Annotated in this window: 11 protein-coding genes; 10 read left to right on the top strand and 1 reads right to left on the bottom strand. The window is 38.8% G+C overall.

Annotated features, from left to right (window positions below):
• The first annotated feature begins 9 nt into the window (after positions 1 to 9).
• The 7 genes from CWD91_RS08465 (at position 10) to CWD91_RS08435 (ending at position 13,733) form a co-directional block, all read left to right on the top strand.
• Positions 10 to 1,668, top strand: coding sequence for a SusD/RagB family nutrient-binding outer membrane lipoprotein (locus CWD91_RS08465; RefSeq protein WP_205164617.1), 1,659 nt, complete (start codon positions 10 to 12; stop codon positions 1,666 to 1,668).
• 276 nt (positions 1,669 to 1,944) lie between these two features.
• Complete coding sequence (locus CWD91_RS08460; RefSeq protein ID WP_103440563.1) at positions 1,945 to 3,066, top strand: metallophosphoesterase family protein; 1,122 nt, start codon at positions 1,945 to 1,947, stop codon at positions 3,064 to 3,066.
• A gap of 14 nt (positions 3,067 to 3,080) precedes the next feature.
• A complete protein-coding gene (locus CWD91_RS08455) occupies positions 3,081 to 4,352 on the top strand; it encodes a hypothetical protein (RefSeq protein ID WP_103440562.1) in 1,272 nt (423 codons plus the stop codon).
• Between the two features lie 17 nt (positions 4,353 to 4,369).
• Positions 4,370 to 5,026: a hypothetical protein gene (locus CWD91_RS08450; protein ID WP_103440561.1), complete on the top strand. Its 657-nt coding sequence runs from the start codon at positions 4,370 to 4,372 to the stop codon at positions 5,024 to 5,026.
• Between the two features lie 325 nt (positions 5,027 to 5,351).
• The gene (locus tag CWD91_RS08445; RefSeq protein ID WP_103440560.1) at positions 5,352 to 8,480 is read left to right on the top strand and encodes a SusC/RagA family TonB-linked outer membrane protein; all 3,129 of its coding nucleotides are present in this window, start codon (positions 5,352 to 5,354) and stop codon (positions 8,478 to 8,480) included.
• A 45-nt stretch (positions 8,481 to 8,525) separates the two neighbouring features.
• The gene (locus CWD91_RS08440; protein WP_103440559.1) at positions 8,526 to 9,971 is read left to right on the top strand and encodes a RagB/SusD family nutrient uptake outer membrane protein; all 1,446 of its coding nucleotides are present in this window, start codon (positions 8,526 to 8,528) and stop codon (positions 9,969 to 9,971) included.
• Positions 9,972 to 10,325: 354 nt separating this feature from the next.
• Complete coding sequence (locus tag CWD91_RS08435; protein WP_103440558.1) at positions 10,326 to 13,733, top strand: VCBS repeat-containing protein; 3,408 nt, start codon at positions 10,326 to 10,328, stop codon at positions 13,731 to 13,733.
• Positions 13,734 to 13,858: 125 nt separating this feature from the next.
• Here the strand turns inward: CWD91_RS08435 and CWD91_RS08430 are convergent, their stop codons facing one another.
• A complete protein-coding gene (locus CWD91_RS08430) occupies positions 13,859 to 14,707 on the bottom strand; it encodes an AraC family transcriptional regulator (RefSeq protein ID WP_103440557.1) in 849 nt (282 codons plus the stop codon).
• Between the two features lie 308 nt (positions 14,708 to 15,015).
• Here CWD91_RS08430 and CWD91_RS08425 point away from each other — a divergent pair, with 308 nt between their 5' ends.
• From CWD91_RS08425 to CWD91_RS08415, 3 genes are all read left to right on the top strand, one after another.
• The gene (locus CWD91_RS08425) at positions 15,016 to 15,939 is read left to right on the top strand and encodes a dihydrodipicolinate synthase family protein (protein WP_103440556.1); all 924 of its coding nucleotides are present in this window, start codon (positions 15,016 to 15,018) and stop codon (positions 15,937 to 15,939) included.
• 102 nt (positions 15,940 to 16,041) lie between these two features.
• Positions 16,042 to 17,475: a PHP domain-containing protein gene (locus tag CWD91_RS08420; protein ID WP_103440555.1), complete on the top strand. Its 1,434-nt coding sequence runs from the start codon at positions 16,042 to 16,044 to the stop codon at positions 17,473 to 17,475.
• Entirely contained in the window at positions 17,472 to 19,247 is a 1,776-nt protein-coding gene (locus CWD91_RS08415; RefSeq protein ID WP_205164616.1) for a TIM-barrel domain-containing protein, read from the top strand. Before CWD91_RS08420 ends, CWD91_RS08415 begins: the two co-directional genes overlap by 4 nt.
• Positions 19,248 to 19,346: the final 99 nt, after the last annotated feature.

Below are 19,346 nucleotides of genomic sequence, written 5' to 3'. Positions count from 1 at the left end.
ACTAAGATCATGATGTATCAGATAAAAAGTAAAATGGCCTTATTGGTTTCGGGACTTATTGTTTTGGTCTCTTGTCACGGCCTTGAGGACCTCAATGAAAATCCCAATAGAATTGGTTCGGATACTGTGGACCCAAACCTTTTGGTTCCAACGGTAATCAGCGGTGCTGCAAAAAATGCCTTAAACTTAGGTTTTGGAGATATTGGAGGGGTTATGCAACATACTCAAAAGGATGGTTGGTCCGGTGGGCACAACTCCTATGATTGGAGCAATGATTCGCATAGTTGGAATGGGTACTATAGCTTGTTGACCAATAATAAGACACTTATTGAAAAGGCAGAAGCGGATAACTTGGAATTTCATATTGGTGTAGGTTTGGTTATGAAGGCCTATATTTTTGGAATGATTACCGATTTATGGGGAGACGCTCCCTATTCCGAGGCTCTGAGAGGGGATGAAGGAGCTGAATTTTTTGACGCCGCTTTTGACGACCAAAAGGATATCTATTTGGGTGTTTTAGCCGATTTGGCAAGGGCAAATACGCTTCTTTCCAAAAATCAAAGTGCATACTTTAGTATTCAGGAGGATCAAGACGTTCTCTATGGTGGTGATGTATCCAAATGGAGAAAATTTGCCAATTCTTTGGCATTGAGATACTATATGCGGTTATCGTCTAAAGAACCTGCTTTAGCAGAAGAAGGTATAAGAAGGCTGACATCCAATGCTGGGCAATATCCTTTAATATTAAATGCCTCTGATGATGCAGCCATGTCGTATGTTGGTAATACTGGAAGTGATTCCTGGCCTACCAATACCCAATTTGACAATAGTCCCAATGGGTCCTATTTCAGAGTTAAGATGGCAAAAACTTTAGTGGATGCCTTGCAAGCTTTGGACGACCCTCGACTTGCGGTTTGGGCAAATAAGGTGGCAATACCTTTGGTTTTGGATGCCGGTGCACCCGATGGAACGGATGTGATTATAGATGGGGAAAGACATATTTCACAAGATATCGTGGACGCCTATGAAGATATAGTAGGTGAACCCGTAGATTATGACAAGGAATATATTGGTCTTCCTACTGCAATGGTATTGGCTGGAGCCTATAACCTTAAGACGGTAGGTTCCCTACAGGGAAGTGGCAATCCTCATGCCTCTCAATTAAATGATATATATAAAGCCGCTAGTGGTCCCTTATTGAAGGCCCGTTTGATTTCTGCGGCAGAAGTACATTTTATTATGGCAGAAGCAGCCCTTAAAGGATGGGTGAGCGGTGGTCCTGAGGCCCATTATAATGCGGGTATTAAGCAGTCCTTGGAAACTTGGGGTGTTGGGGGTCAATATGACGCTTACATTGCAGGTGCCGCCTATGGTGGATTGGAAGATATCATTGAGCAAAAGTGGATCGCCAGTTGGTCTGCTGCCACTGAATCTTGGTTCGACTATAGAAGAACCGGATTGCCTGATCTTCAGGTGGGAGTTGCCACTAAAAGAGATGCGTTGCCATTGAGATTTTATTATCATATAAATGAAATAGATACCAATTCCGAAAATGCAGATGCGGCCATTCAGAAACTGGAAACAACTCCATTTAAAGGAGAAGATACCAGTAACAACAGCGCATGGTCCAAAATGTGGTTGTTGCAGGGAACTGGAAAACCGTATTAAAAATAATTATTTGAGTTAGTTTAGCAGCTTTTTTAAAGGAGGCATTCCGCAAGGGCTGCCTCTTTTTATTCGAGAGACCCGTATTTCAAAAGCCGAAGGGCCTTTGATATGTGATAGTCCAACGAATGCCGACTTTTTGGCAGGGGTTACGGTGTACTATCGCGACTCCTAGGTCGGTTCAAAAAAGGGACCAAGGCTAGCCTTAAGGTCCAATACCATTTATTAAAACATTTTCTAATGTCGGATTAATAGTTCAGAACTTTAAATTTTAAAATCATGCAAAAAGTATTTTTCTTATCCCTCTTGTTTATCAGTATCATTGGAATTGCACAAGAAAAGGATAAAATTGCCTTTGGGCCCTATATTCAGCAAATGGGCACCAAGGATGCCACCATATGCTGGTCTACCCTGGAAAGTGAGCCAACAATTATGGATAAGGAGGGCAATGTAAAAACAATAGGGGAGTATAAACACCACAAAATACATTTGGGGGATCTGGAACCAAATACCGAATATAAATATGATGTGCTTAATGATGGTTCTGATGAAGGTAAAGGTACATTGACCACCTATCCTGATGAAATAATGCCATTTAATTTTGCGGTTACGGGCGATTCCAGGAATAGGCACGATGTGCATGCAAAAATAGTGGCCAAAATTATGGAGACAAATCCAAGGTTTATCATCAATTCAGGAGATTTGGTGGCCAATGGGCGGTCTATTAGTGATTGGGAAGCCTTTTTTGGGGTGAACAAGGACCTTATGAGAAGTACACCTTACTATCCTGTATTGGGCAATCACGAAAAGGATTCTCCCTATTACTATGATTTGTTCGATTTGCCAAACAATGAAAAATACTACTATTTCACCGTTGGCGATGCCCTTTTTATTGTTTTGGATAGCGAAGGGAAGCAAATTTCGGAACCGGATTTTATTTCTGAAAAGAATAGTGATGCCTTCTGGCAAAGTGCCTTTTCAGAGTATTTTAATACCCAGAAAAAATGGTTGGAAATCGTTTTGGAATTAAATAGGGAAGCGGGATTTGTTTTTGTTTTCCAGCATAAGCCATTGTATAGTGCAATGAAAAATAGAAAGGCCGAGGCCGAACAGACCCGTAAGTTTTGGGGCGATATTTTTGAAAGACACAAGGTGCAGGTGTTCCTGAACGGCCATGACCACCATTATCACCGTGCCACTAAAAATGGTGTGCATTATATTACCTCTGCCGGAGCAGGCGCTCCATTATATGATATTGAGCTTACCTTGCCAGAAACTAAGAAATCGAGTAAAATAGAACATTTCGTCAATGTACAGATCAATAAGAAAAACGCCTATTTGCATGTGACGGACATAAATGGCAATGAGATTGAAACAGTGGAAATAAAAAGAAGAAAATAATCTACGGCAATACCATGAAAATTAGTAAGATAAGAATACAGATATTGATTGTTGCCATGGCGCTTGCAACGGCTTGGGCCATAAGGGGTCAGTTTGGACATGAACAGGGTGCCGCTTGGGCAGGGGCAATAGGTGGGCTTGCCTTGGTACTAGTTTCCGGGCGAAAGGATTGGTATGGCAAAATGATGTTAATTGCTTTGGCTTCGGCAGTGGGTTGGGGAGCAGGTGGCATGATAAGCTATGGTATGGTAGTTGGTTATGGCTTTGCAGATAACTTTATTAACGCCTATTACGGACTTGGAATGCTTTTCGTAATTGGTGGACTTTTTGGATTATTGGGTGGAGGACTGGTAGGTTTAACCTTGGATTCCACAGAAGGGAATAGGGTTAAGTGGGGACAGTTGTTATCCTTGATGGTTGCTGGCGCACTTGTAAGCTATTATTTTTTGGTGGAACAGATAGGCTTTAAAATGACTCCACCGCGATCTGAGGCATGGGCACTGTGTTTTGGGGCCGGGCTGGCCATGTTGTGGTATATGGCCAAGGAAAATAGAAATTCTGCCATTAGGGTGGCCTTGTTCTCTATGTTGGGCGGAGGAATTGGTTTTAGTTTTGGTAATTTTTTACAGGTATTGGGAAATACATGGGAAATTCCGTTTAACATGTGGAACGTTATGGAATACAGTATTGGTTTTTTTGGTGGAACTGGAATGGCCTATGGTGTATTTAGTTCCAAATGGCCTAAAGAAATTCCGAGTGCAAAAAAATGGGAAAACTGGTCCGCCTTTATCATTGTAGTACTCTTTATTCCATTGATCGTTTATAGGGAATCTTTAACCTATGGTCATATTGCCAGGCGTTTGGAGAGTTTACCCAATATTGAATCCATTGCCTCAATCAGTACTTTAATGGTGCTTTTGGTTTTAGTGGCAATGGTCATCACTATCCTTTGGAAATTTAAAAAGGAAGAATTCTCACAAAAAGATGTTTTGGTTACATTTTTTGCCATGCTTGTAGCATACACGTTTATGAGCTATGCCGTAACAGGTATATTTGGAGGGGAAATGCACCTGAACCATCATCTTTATGTGTTAAATATTATAGTGATTTTCGCTTTGCTCCGATTCAAGAGCATACAGTTTTCATTTGGGGATATTGATAGGTTGGACCTTAAGAAGTGGCTTGTTTACTTGTTTGTTGTACTTGTAGCAATCGCTATTTTGGCCTTGATAGCCATAAGCGTACATGGCGACTTGGGTGATAGGGATAGATTTCCTATGAATTAAATTGAGAATGAATTTTTATGATTGAGAGTGAACAAAGAAAATACAAAAAGATAATTTGGGCCGTTTTTGGTATTTCTATGGGCTATGCGGTATTAAGGTATAATGTGGTGGGAACGGTTGCATGGAAAGATTTGCCAATATTTATATTGAACAAGGGAGTGTCCTTGGCAGCAATCGTATTGCTGGTCTTTAGTTTTTCAATTAGACCATTGACCAATTTGCGAATGACCAATTTTAATTTAGGATTGGAAAGTAGAAAGGTGTTGGGTATTTCTGGCCTGCTGTTGACCATATTTCACGTGCTCCTAAGTTTTTTAATTTTCAATCCCCAGTATTATCCTAAGTTTTTTGAAGGAGATAATACGTTGTCTGTAATAGGGAATTTTAGCTTACTTTCGGGATTGGTCAGTTTTATGGTACTGGGACTTTATCACTGGTGCTTTAGAAACCGGAGTAAGGGCAAAGAAATACTTATCAAGATTATTACTTCAAAAAAATTCTTATTGGGTCTGCTCTTTATGCTGGGAATACACCTTTTTTTTATGGGATATTCCACTTGGTTGGCACCTTCAAAATGGCAAGGAGGCTTACCTCCCATAAGTTTGATATCCTTTGTGGTAGTGTTCTTTGGATTCATTGTAAATGTGCTTGGTAGGCCCTCCTCTAGGAAGTAAAAGGTAATTGGTGAGGTTGCCAAGCTTTACCGCCATAATAATATTAATAAGACCATTGCCCTCAACGTTTAGCAATTTCGAATGCGTATTGGGGTGGATATAATGAAAAATTTCATTGGAAAATAGGCGTCGAATAATTCTTTTTATTACCTTAGATTTGTAATATTTGTAAAACTGCTGTAGTATAGCTCAATGTGAATTTAATGTTAAGAATGGGTGAGCCCTTAAAGTTCTGGGGTCTTTTTTTTTACTTTGCTTAAACGTTTCACTAAATTGAATTTTTATTGAACTAAGAACACTACTTAACCAACTAATTAAACTTTAGATGAAAAAACAAGAACACTTGGTATTTTCCTTCTTCTTACAAAAATGGAGGGATATATCCTTTTTGCCAAAATTGGAAATGAAGCACTGTTTGTTGCTTTGCACCCTTCTTTTTGGAGTGGGTGTTGAAAATGCATGGGCCAATTCGCCCAATGCTCTGATTGATTATCCACAAGATCCCATCTCGGTGAGAGGTAATATTACCGACTCCCAAGGAATGCCGCTTTCAGGAGCTTCCATACAGGAAAAAAATACCAGTAATGGAGCTGTTGCAGATTTTGACGGTAATTATAACATTGAAGTAAGTTCCAGTAATGCCATATTGGTATTTTCCTATTTAGGGATGCAGACGGTGGAAAGAACTGTAGGGCAAAACACCAATATTAATATTCAACTGGAAGAGGATGCCAATTTTCTGGATGAGGTTGTCGTAGTGGGTTATGGTACTACGGCAAAGAAGGATGTTACCGGGGCTATTTCTTCCATAAAAGGAGATGATTTCAAGAATTTGCCGGTATCCGGAATTGATAAGGCCTTGCAAGGTAGAATGGCAGGTGTACAAGTAGTTCCCAATGGAGGTGCTCCAGGAGGTTCAGTGGCCATAAGAATTCGTGGAACCGGTACGGTTAACAATTCAGAGCCTTTATATGTTGTTGATGGAATACCTACAGCAAACATTAATGGGGTCAACCCGAACGATATTGAATCCATTCAGGTTTTAAAAGATGCCTCCGCTTCTGCCATTTATGGTACAAGAGCTGCCAACGGTGTTGTAATTGTAACTACCAGAAAAGGAAAGTCTGGGGAAAAGCTTAATATGAATATAGATGTATATTCCGGTTTTTCCAATGTAGTAAAAACCCTTGACGTATTGGACGCATCCACTTTGGCGGAAATAAAAAGGGAACGCTATGCCAATGATGGTATTCCTGTTAATCCAATTTGGCAAGATGCACAATATCAAACACAGCTTACGGATTGGCAAGATGCCGTTTTTTCCACTGGAATGACGCAAAATGTTGACCTTAATATAAGTGGAGGAAATGATAACTCAACATTTTTGTTTGGTTTGGGTTATTACAATGAAGAGGGAATTATTGAGAGGTCGGCAGCCGACAGGATAAGCTTGAGAATTAATTCTGACCATAAAGTAAAGAAGTGGCTAAAAATAGGACAGACGATGTCTTTATCCTCTAGAACCACAACTGGCTTCAATACAACTTCCGCCCAAAATGGATTAATTTGGAGCGCCATTCGTTTTCACCCAGGATTACCTATTAAGGATAGCAACGGTAAGTATAGTTCCAATCAAATTAGTGGTGAGTTTGGGGATATCAATAATCCCCTTTTCGAAATTGATAGACTGGACGCTGATGATCGTATAACACGTTTGCTAACAAGTGTTTCTCCTGAGATTTCGTTGACCAATGATTTAAAATTCAAGGCCAATTTCGCAATAGATGCTTTGGTCAGGGATAGGAGAAGTTTTAATTCACAGGTTTTAGACCAGATTAGGACTACTAATGAAAATAATGCCAATAGGAACTACGATGAGGAATTTTCGTTTTTAATGGAATATTTTCTAACCTATGATAAAATATTTGGAGCTCATAGAGTGGGAGTTGTAGGGGGGTATACCCAGCAATCATTTGATTATCAGGGTTTTTCTGCGAGTTCAAAAAATTTACCGGATGAAGATCCAAGTCAACGCCTACTTAGTACAGGTGAGTTGAGCGGGAATAGTGAATACAAGGCGCATGATGGACTAGAATCTATTTTTGGAAGACTTAATTATTCTTATCTAGATAAATATTTACTTACCGCTACCGTAAGATCCGATGAATCTTCAAAATTCGCTGATGGCAACAGAACGGGTGTTTTTCCCGCCTTTTCTTTGGGATGGAGAGTTTCCGAAGAGTCTTTTTTTGATGTCCCTTTTATGGATAATTTAAAAGTAACAGGAGGCTGGGGAGAACTGGGTAACCAGAACATTGATAGGCTACAATATTTGGCAAGAATTGGCCGTGGACAAAGATATTCCTTTGGTTTGGACGGCAGTGTTGATATTGTGGGTGCTAATCAAGTAAGTTATGCCAATGAGGACATTAGCTGGGAAACCGTGAGAATGACCAACTTTGGTATTGACATGGGTTTCTTGGATAATAAATTGACATCCAATTTCAACTATTTTATTAAAGACACGGACGATATGTTGCTTAGGCCTCCAGTTATTGGCGCCCAAGGTAGCAATCCTTCCCCTTTCCTGAATATTGGACAAGTAAGAAACAAAGGTTTGGAAATGGAATTGAACTGGCAGGATTCCAAGGGAGACTTCGGATATAGTATAGGGGCCAATGCTTCATTTGTTAAAAATGAAGTTGTAAAATTGGTTAGTGGTACCTTTTTGGGATCCCCATTATATGGAAGACCCAATCAAGAAATAGTGCGTACATATGAAGGTAATCCAATTAGCACCTTTTACGGATGGCGTGCAGATGGCCTTTTTCAGACCCAAGCAGAAATCGATGCGCATGCCAATCAGCCGGGAGCGGTGCCAGGGGATGTACGTTTTAAAGATGTAAATAATGATAATGTTATAGATGATAAGGATAGGGAAATTATTGGAAGCCCCCATCCAAAAATGACTTATGGCATAAACGCCAGCGCAAATTATAAGGGTTTCGATCTAACCATGTTCTTTTTAGGGGTGGCAGGTGTTGAAATTTATAACGCGGACAGAATGCAGGGACTGGATGCCAGTTATCCATTCAATTTATACTCGGACATTACCGGGCGTTGGACAGGACCTGGAACAAGTAATGATATCCCAAGGGTTTCAACCTTACGTACCAATTTAAATCACAGAACATCCGACCTGTTTATTGAAAAAGGAGATTTTCTAAGGTTGAAAAACCTTACGGTAGGCTATACCATTACTTCGGATATTACGGATAAAATTGGACTTTCACGACTGCGGTTCTATGTAACTGGACAGAATGTGTTTACTGTTACCGGTTATTCCGGATATGATCCCGAATTGGGTTTAACCGATGGAAATCAATTAAATGTGGATTACGCCCAATACCCTCAGGCAAGAACATTTTTATTGGGTGCCAATATTGGTTTTTAACCCAATCTTAAAGATTCGATTTAATAAATAGAAAATTAAAAAGTCATGATAAAGATTATAAAAAACAGATTCATATTGCCTATAGCGTTTTTATCGCTGTTGGTTATCGGCTGTGATAAGAATATATTGGATACCACAGCTTATGGGGAATCTACTTCAGCAACATTTTGGCGCAATGGGGAAGATGCTGTAGCAGCGGCAAATGCCATGTACACACCTTTGCGTGAGGAAGATTCCTATGGTCATAATGAAAATGTATTCGACAATTGTGCGGATGATATTTTTAGGGCTGGCGATCACGGTTATGAAGAAGCCATGGAGAACTTCACTATGGACGCCAGTAACAATGGTGTTAGAGCGGGCTGGAAAAATAAGTACGAAATGATCAATAGGGCCAATGCGGTACTTATTAATGTTCCCGGAATTGAGGGAATGGATGAGGCCTTAAAGAATAGAGTGTTGGGTGAAGCACATTTCATTAGGGCATTCGGATACTGGCGATTTTCGGTGATTTATGGGGGTGTTCCACTAATTCTTGAAGATAATATTTTGGAAAGTAATTTTAATGTGCCCAAAGCAACTCTTGCAGAGGTACAGGCTCAAATTGAAACGGATTTAATTGCTGCAGTAGGTTTGTTGCCGGCCACCCATACCAGTGAAAATTTGGGAAGGCCAAATAAAGGATCTGCCAATGGGCTTTTGGCAAAACTGTATTTATATCAAGAAAATTTTGACGGGACCATTGCCGCCGGAACAGAGGTCATAAACGGTCCTTATCCTTTGGCCGATAACTTCAGGGATAATTTTACTCCTGCTACAGAGAATAATCCAGAAATGCTCTTCGCTGCACAAGGATCTGATTGGTCCGATAATCCACAATATTTTGTAACTCCAAGACCATGGGGTGGCTGGGATTTTCATAACCCGGTACAAAATGTGGTAGATGAGTTTGAGGACGGCGATCCGCGCTTGGGGTATTCTATATTTAAGCCCGGTGATATGGTACAAAGAGGTCCGGAATTAACTGAATTCACTGCAGATTTGACCCAAACAGGATTTAGTTTATCCAAATTTACCACCTTTAATGAGGACGGTAGCCTAAGTAACCAGGCCAATGTACCAATTCTAAGGTCGGCTGATGTTTATTTGTTGGTTGCGGAGGCCAAGATTAGAAAAAGTGGTCCTGGGGCTGGAGATGATGAAATTAATGTTGTTCGCGATAGGGTAGGTTTATTGCCAGTATCCAACGCTGGAATGCCAGAATTGATTCACGAGAGAAGGGTGGAATTAGTGGGTGAAAATCAGCGTCATCAGGATCTTATGAGATGGGATAAGGCGGGAATTGTGGATATAGTGGCGATTTATGGAGAAGATAGGGGGCAATTTGATCCTGTAAGAGTCTTTGTCAAGCCTAAAAATTATTTCTTCCCCATACCTCAGAGTGAAATTGACCTTAGTAATGGGGTTTTAATTCAAAATCCTGGTTATTGATTCGGATAGGTAATTATTATAGAATATTTATGGTTCCTATAGGTAGAAGTTAGTGAAAACCTGAACGATCCAGTTGTAATTAACTTAGTACTGACAGATTTTCTTTAAAGGACAAAATAACCTTTCTAAGATTATCTGTCAGTATTTTTTAATAATAGGCTTAATGCCAATAAGAGAAGTTGGAAGGATTCAATATCTTATATTTGAAGCTATTGATCGACTCTAATACTTCAACATTTACCTTCAGGGTTAGTACTATTTTAAGTAAATTGAAATTTTGTGTTCATTGTATAAACAGGCGAACCAATGCAAAGTTTAATGGACGTACCATTTATAAAATAATACTTTTGAATAATGAACAGGATTAGTATCATATTGGGTTTAAGTTTTATATTTCTTAGTTGTGGAGAAAAAAAAGATGCACCAGGGACGGATGATGGCAGCAAAGCCTCGGCTGAAGCACTTTTTACACTATTGGGCCCCAATGAAACCAAATTAAATTTTATAAATGTCATTAACGAAAGCCCAACAATCAATGGGGTACTTTATGAATACTTATATAATGGAGGTGGTGTAGCTGTAGGGGATTTAAATAATGATGATCTCCCTGATATTTACTTTATTTCAAATCTATACTCCAACAAACTCTTTATAAATAAAGGCAATTTATCTTTTGAGGAAACAACCAATGTGTCAAAAGTGAAGGGTATCAATGGTTTCCCTACCGGTGTAACCATGGTGGATATAAATTCTGATGGACTATTGGATATCTATGTATGCAAATCCGGTGATTATGGTAATTTGGAGGAAAGAAGAAATGAGCTTTATGTAAATAAGGGAAATAACAAAGAGGGAATACCTGTATTTGAGGAGGAGGCTTCCAACTATGGATTAGATCTGCCCCATTACTCTACCCAAGCTGCATTTCTGGATTATGACAGGGATGGGGATTTGGACATGTTCTTGATCAATCATGGGATTGAGCCTGCGGACGTTGAACCTAATATAAGCACTCTGTTGAACAAGAAGTCGGACTACAGTAGTGAACGCTTATTTAGGAACGACAATGGCAAATTTATAGATGTCTCCGAGTTCAGCGGTATAGTAAATAACGCTATAGGTTTTGGGCTAGGTATTGCAATAGGGGATTTAAACAATGACCAATGGCCAGATATAATAGTGGGTCACGATTATTCGGAAAAGGACCATCTTTATTTAAACCAAAAAGATGGAAGTTTTAAGGAAGTGATTTTGAAAGCTACCAATCATATTTCCAATTTCTCAATGGGCAACGATATTGGGGATATCAACAATGATGGTTTATTGGATTTTATTTCGGTAGATATGGTGTCCAATAACAATTATGACCTTAAGACCAGTATGAGTGGTATGAGCATAAAGAGGTTTCAGGATATAGTGGACAAGGGGCTTCATCATCAATACATGTTTAATACTTTGCAAGTAAACAATGGAAATTATGTGGAAGATGGCGTCCCGGCATTTTCGGAAATAGGTAAGTATGCCGGAATATCCAATACCAATTGGAGTTGGGCTCCCCTTTTATTTGATATGGACAACGATGGATGGCAAGATGTTTTTGTTTCCAACGGTATATTGAGGTCGTTTAGAAATAATGATTTTGTGATTTATAAGCGCAAAAGAGTAGGTCAGTTATATAAAGATCTTGAAAATTTTAAGAATAGGGATTCCCTCATTAAAACCTATTACGATGATGTTTTAGCACGAATGCCGGAAAAGAAGGAGGTAAATTTACTCTATTTGAACAACAGGGATTTTACATTTACATCAATGAACGAAACATGGAATTTAAATACTCCTAGCTGTACCAATGGTGCCGTTTACGCGGATTTGGATAACGATGGTGATCTGGATATTATTGGGAACAATATAAATGACCCAGCCTTTGTTTACAGGAATAATTCCCGGGAGTTGGCATTCAAAAACAATTATTTAAAAGTAAAATTAAAAGGACCTGTAGGAAATAGTGTCGGCATCGGAGCCAGGATTACCGTTAATACTAATGATGAGAAACAGACCAAGGAACAATATTTGTCCAGGGGCTTTCAATCTTCCGTAAGTGAGATTGTGCATTTTGGTGTTGGTACAGCGGACAATATTAAGAGTTTAAATATTGTATGGCCCGATGGGAAATCTCAGTCTATTAACGGAATAAATGTCAACCAGCAGCTTATTTTGGACTATTTGGATGCAATTTTTCCCGATAGATCCTTAAAAGAAAATAACAACCCCATTTTTCGTGATGTAACGAATCTTGTCCGAACAAATTATAAACATGTAGAAAATGATTTTGACGATTTTGATAGGGAAAGTTTATTACCACATAAACTTTCTGAAAACGGACCAGCTTTAGCTGTTGGGGATGTAAATAATGATGGCTTGGATGATTTTTATGTGGGTGGTGCAAAGGGACAAAAAGGAGAATTGTTCCTTCAGCAACAAAATGGTGGTTTCATATCGGTGCTACCAAACCTTTGGGAGAAGGACAAAGCACATGAGGATGTTGCCTCAGTATTCTTTGATGCCGATAAAGATGGTGATCTTGACCTTTATATAGTTTCAGGGGGCAATGAGGAATTGGCACAGGATGAGTATTATCGCGATCGCTTCTACGAAAATTTGGGCAATGATCAATTTGCTAAAAGGGAGAATGCCCTGCCTAATTATCTAGTTAGTGGATCCTGTGTTAAGGCAGGAGATTTTGACAATGATGGAGATCTGGATTTATTTGTTGGCGGTAAATTGATTCCTGGCAAATACCCACTACCTGCCAGTAGTTACCTCTTAAGAAACGACAGTAGTGATGGTAATGTAAAGTTTGTTGATGTAACCGAAGAATTGGCCCCGTTCATGAGAAATTTGGGAATGGTCTCGGATGCTGAATGGTTGGATATGGACAATGATAAAAACTTAGATCTTGTTATTGTCGGGGAGTGGATGCCTATACGAATTGTTAAAAATACCGGAACAAAATTTTCGGATATTACTACACCCTCGGGTTTTGAAAATAGTACAGGTTGGTGGTTTAGTGTTGCATCGGCCGACTTTGATCAGGATGGTGATATGGATTTTATAGTCGGAAATTTGGGATTAAACTATAAATATAAAGCATCTGCGGAATCGCCCTTTGAGGTATATGCTAGCGATTTTGACAAGAATGGTAGTTTGGATATTGTACTTAGTTATCAAGAAAAGGGCATTGCCTATCCCTTAAGGGGAAGGGAATGTACATCCAATCAAATGCCGTTTATAAAAGAAAAATTCCCTAGTTATCATGATTTCGGTATGGCAGATCTAACCACGGTATATGGTATAGAGGAATTAAAGAAGGCCACTCATTATAAGGCAACAACATTTGCCACAACCTATGTTGAGAATTTAGGTAATTTCCAATTTAAAACCCATATTATTGATGGGCCGGTACAATTCTCATCTGTCAATAGTATTTTGATAGATGATTATGATCAAGATGGTAATTTAGATGCCCTATTGTCTGGAAATTTGTATCAGTCGGAGGTGGAAACTCCAAGGAATGACGCTGGTTACGGAGTTTTTCTAAAAGGTAATGGAAAGGGGCGGTTTTCAACACTTTATCCGAATAATAGTGGTTTGTTGGTAAGGGGAGATGTAAAAAGTGCAGGAATATTAAGGACAAGGAACTTAAATGGAAAACTAGTAGTTTTTGCAAAAAATAGTGATAAGTTACAATTTGTGGAGTATTGAAACATAAATGTGAGACCCCAATTATTATTTTTGAGCAGTCTTTAAATACATTGTTAGTCCACTATAATTAAGACGAATTAATTGTCTTAAACACCAAATTAAACTTAAGGGAGTTCTTTGCTTTATTACCTAAATGTTTTTCTATAATCCGAAGGGGTTTTGCCCATAATATGCTTAAAGTAGTGATTGAAATTGGCAAGATTATTATAGCCGCTTTCAAAGCAAATCTGTGTTATCTGCTTATCGGTCTCCGCCAGAAGTTTGGCCGCAATACCCACCCTTACACTTTTAACATATTCCATAAAGGTAAGATTGGTCTTCTTTTTAAAATACCTGCAAAACGAACTGGGGGCCATATTCAACACAGAAGCTGCCTCCTCCAATTTAACCCCTTCCTGAATATTTTGAAAGACATATTCGTACACCTTATTTATTTTATCCAGATTCTTGGAGAAAACGGCCGAGCTATTATGAGGATTGGATAGATTTTCCCTTTCATCTATTTGCAGCAGAAAATTAAATATTTTAAGCATCTCAATATAGTATTCCAATCCTTGTAATTGGGTCATTTTCTCTAGACTATTCCTAATATGGCTATCATTTTCGAGTTTAAAACGAAGTCCGGTGCTTGACTGCTTTAACAAATCTACCACCTGCTCCAACTCGGGCATCCTAAAAAAATCGGAGTTTATGATGTCCTCGGAAAAGTGTGTAACAATACAAAACGGATCATTGTCTATTTCAAAATCCAAGGCTTCCCAACAGTGGGGTAGATTAGGACCTAATAGAACCAGGTCACCTTTTTCAAATCCGGAGATGTTGTCTCCGACAATTCTCCTGCCCGATCCAGATGTAATAAAGTTTAGTTCAAAATTCTTGTGGGAATGTATTTTCGCATTTGATGCCAAAGGTAATTTTCTTGATATAAAGGAATGTTTGTTTGGTACAAATATTTTTTCGAAGATAAATTCCATAAGTTGGTATATTGACAATATTGGACTAATATAATTAAATTATTCAGATTTAAGGTTAAAATTTAATGCAATTAAAACAATATTGTAGTGGCGAGGGATATTAAATTGAATTTAATTTGTTATAACAACAATTCATGTCTCATGAAATTAGTATCTGTAGGTCAAGTTGTTAAATTATGGTATTTATAACGTACTAATAGATTCGTGAACAACCTAAAAAAAACCAACCACTATGAATGCACTTATTGCAATAATTTATCAGTCGGATGTAAGGTATAATCAATATTTAATCCATTAAATATAAAATCATGAAATTACCTGTAAAAGGAATAATACCTCCGATGATTACCCCATTAATGGAGAATAAGGAATTGGATTTACTAGGGTTGAGAAATTTGGTAAATCATTTAATAAGTGGTGGCGTTCATGGTATTTTTATTTTGGGGACTACTGGGGAGGGCCCTAGTTTAAGTTATGAGGTTAGGAAACAACTGATAACGGAAACCTGTAAAATTGTAAACAAAAAAGTCCCGGTATTGGTGGGGATTACAGATACTTCTTTCGACGGTACAATGGAAATCGCAAACCACTCAAAAAAAGTAGGGGCAGATGCCTTGGTTGTTGCTCCGCCATACTATTTTCCAATTTCTCAGGAGGAGATGGGAGATTATCTTGAAAGTCTGTTGCCTAAACTGCCTTTGCCATTTATGTTATATAACATGCCAAGCTGTACAAAGCTACATTTGTCCATTGAAGTTGTAAAAAGGGCAAAAGAGCTGGGGGCAATTGGTATAAAGGATAGTTCTGGGGATCTTTCATATTTGTATATGTTGATCGAAGAGTTTAAAGCTGATCCACTTTTTTCAGTAATAGCAGGAACGGAATTGTTTTTGCCGGAAACAATTATGAATGGCGGACATGGTGCTGTAGCTGGTGGAGCTAATTTTTTTCCAAAATTGTTCGTTGATTTGTACAATGCGGCAGTAGACAGGGATTTGGAAAAGATAAGATCATTACGAGAACAAGTGCTAAAGATTCATACCACAATTTATGAGGTTGGGGAATATTCCTCTAGACATATTAAGGGAACCAAGTCGGCTTTGTTGGCCATGGAAATTTGTCAGGATCATAACGCAGAACCACTTCAGAGATTCACCGAAACTGAGCGAAGTCAAATTAAAGAATATATTGCTCAATTTAAATATAAAAATGAATACGATTCTATTCATTGAAATTAATACTTAGGAGGGAGCCCTACCTTTTGGGATATGTTTTTGTTTCCGTTAAGGAAAAGTGGGCTATATTGAAGCCTTTTGGCAATTGATAATAATAAAATGTTGAAAAAGTCTTTTGTTGCAATTCCGTTGATCATTATTGCTGTCCTAGCGCTTTTTTTTCATTTGGATTTACAGGTTATCGATGCCCTTACTTTGGAATCGCTTCCGAATTATGGTGTTAAAATCCACACCTGGAGAATTCTTTTTGAACCTGTATTGGGATTGTTACTTTATTTTAATCGTTCCATTTATCCCCTGCAGGAATTACCCATAACTTTATTATGGATAATGGTTTTTTACATAAGCCTAAGTCTAATTAAAGTTTTTAGAGTTTCTGCCGGTGTCCTTAGGCGGCAAATAGCACTAAGATTTTTGGGAAACTTGCCCTTAATTATTGGTGTTTGTTTTTCTGTTTTTGTAGTTATCCTTTTCCTTCCGTTACCCAATAATACAATAGTGAACAATACTTCGGATGAGATTTTGGTCACCACCCATGCCCATACCGAGTTTAGTCATGACGGATTAATATCACAGGACAAAATGTGGGAATGGCATAAAAGAAATGGATTTGACGCCTTTTTTATAACCGATCATGCCAATCATAAAAAATCCTTGGACTTCTCATCAAAGCAAAGGAATGGCCAATTTCCTTTGGAACCGTTGATAATGGTGGGCCAAGAACATTCGGGATCCAATCATATGAGTTTATTGGGATTGAACGGGAAGTTTGATACCAAGGAAAAATCGGATTCCCTAATAGTGAATTTGGTGCATAAACATGGCGGTGCCGTAATAATTAATCATTGGTTTGATGGTAAAGGAAATGACAAAGAGTTTTATAAGGACCTTGGGGCTGATGGCTTTGAAATTGAAAATGTGGGAAAGGAATTATATTATGATCGAACCAAATTTAAAGACCTAAAAAAGTTCTGTGAAGATAACCAATTGCTTATGATCGGTGGCCTGGATTTTCATGGTTACGGGAGGGCCTGTGGTATTTGGAATGCGTTTCAAATTCCGAATTGGCATCAAATGGATCCCAATAAAAAGGAAAAATCCATCCTGGAAATCATCAGAAATAGGGATCAAACCAGGGTAAAGGTACTTATGTACCAGGATCGATCTTTTTATAGTAATGAAAATCTGCTGTTCCAACCCTTTATTACCTTGGGCAATTATTTTAGGACGCTGAACCTCTATCAGGTTCTATCCTGGACCATTTGGTTGGTTTTATTCCAATTGCTTTGGAATTACAGGAGGGAGCATTTTATTCCGATGCATAAAAGAATGGCATTGACAGGTTTGGTCAGTGCTATGTTTTTGGTTGCCTTGGGCTTGTATTATATGGTGCGGGGCAATGCTGTAAAAGGCTATAGTAAAGTGTTCGCGGAATACAGTTCCTTGCTCTTGACCATTGGGGCCATCTTTATGATCTATTCGCTTTTGACCATTTATTTTAGATTCTTCAGAAAATTAAAAATTAAAACTTGAAAAGGAAAGCCTTAAAGATTGGTGTTTTGGTATTGCTGATTTTAAGTCTGGTCTCCTATTTTTATTGGGTTTTACCCGTGTGGGGCATGCCATTCAACGGGCAGCGACATGGAAATCCGCCATTGACTCCTGCATGGGCTTTGGAATGTTGGCTTTGGGAAGACGATGTTAATACTTCTGAGTATGTAGATGAGTTATTAATGGGGTATAAGGAGAACGATATTCCGGTGAGAACCATTATTTTGGATAGTCCTTGGTCTTTACGCTATAACGATTTTGCAATTGATACTATACTTTATAAAAAACCCGTCCAATGGTTTAAGAAACTTCAGGACAATAATTATAGGGTGGTCCTGTGGATGACCTCTATGGTAAATAACTATAGCAAGGACACCCGGATAAAGGATTCCAAGGATTGGTATGGGGAAGCTGCTGATAAGGCCTACCTGGTCAATTCCAAGAGTCCCAATAAATGGTGGAAGGGCGAAGGGGGTTTTATAGATTATACCAATGCAAATGCAATGAAATGGTGGCGGGGTCTGCAACAGAATGTTTTTGATCTGGGTATTGATGGCTGGAAGTTGGATGGCACGGCAACACTATTCTGGAGCCAATTGGGGCCAATTCCTATATTTTACAAGAGGACATCCAAAGGATTAATGACCACCAGAACCTATATGGATCATTATTATAGGGATGAGTACCGGCATGGACTTACGCAAAATCCGGAATTTGTTACACTTTCCAGATCCATAGACCGAGGGTTCCACCCTGAAGGCTTTTCGCCTATAGATGCCTCTCCTGTAAATTGGGTAGGTGACCAGGAGCACAAATGGGTTACAGATGAGATGATATTGGCAAGCGAAGACGATAAAGTGGATATAGCTTTGGAAGGAATTCAAGGTTTTGAGTCGGCCATAGAGAATATCCTAAAAAGTGCTGAGCTGGGGTATAATATCGTTGGGTCCGATGTGGCTGGGTTTTCGGGGAAAACAATACCGCCAAGACTTTATATGCGTTGGACTCAGTTCTCTACCTTTTGTGGTCTGTTCATGAATGGTGGACACGGCGAAAGGCGGCTTTGGAAGAGAACGGAAGAGGAGCTGCAGGTGATACGAAAGTTCTCTTGGTTGCATACGGAACTGGTTCCCTATATGTACCACTATGTTGTAACAGCCCATAATGGGGGCAAAAGATTGCAGACACCTTTGAAGGATGGAAAATACCACTATATGTTCGGTGAAGATTTTTTGGTTGCTCCAATTTATATGGATTCAGAAAAGAGAGGCATTACTTTGCCAAAGGGGCAATGGAGGTACTTTTTTGATGATAATCAACTCCTCGAGGGAGGGGCTAATATTGAACGGGAATTTCCAATGGATGAATTTCCGGTTTATATAAAGGAGGGTGCCATAATACCCATGGATGTTAAGCGTTCCTATACTGGTTTGGGGGACTTGGATTCGGAGGGTTTTAATACCATTTTAATTTATCCCAAGGGTGAAAATATTTTTGACTTTTACCATACGGATGGCGTTGGGGAAACCAAAATTTCTTATAAACTTGTAGACGGTAATATGAGACTTTCATTGGTTGGTACGAAAATCGCGCATATCTTAAGAATCCATTCCGAAACAAAACCTAAAAAAGTAAGTCTGGATGGGGTTGAGTTAAAATATATGGGTTCCTGGTTGTATGATTCCATTTCCAGGAAGCTTGTAATAAAATCGGATATCGACTACAATACAGGAAAGTATTTGATCCAATATTAATCTATTTTATATTTTTTAGGTACATTACTAACTCGTTTGGACCTCTTCAAAAATTTGAAGGAAAGAGTTCAATTTAGGGTATTAATGTAAATAAAATTA

Origin of the sequence: Arenibacter hampyeongensis (assembly GCF_002909255.1) — a bacterium.
Taxonomy (GTDB): domain Bacteria; phylum Bacteroidota; class Bacteroidia; order Flavobacteriales; family Flavobacteriaceae; genus Arenibacter; species Arenibacter hampyeongensis.
This window is presented reverse-complemented; position numbering and strand designations above follow the sequence as displayed.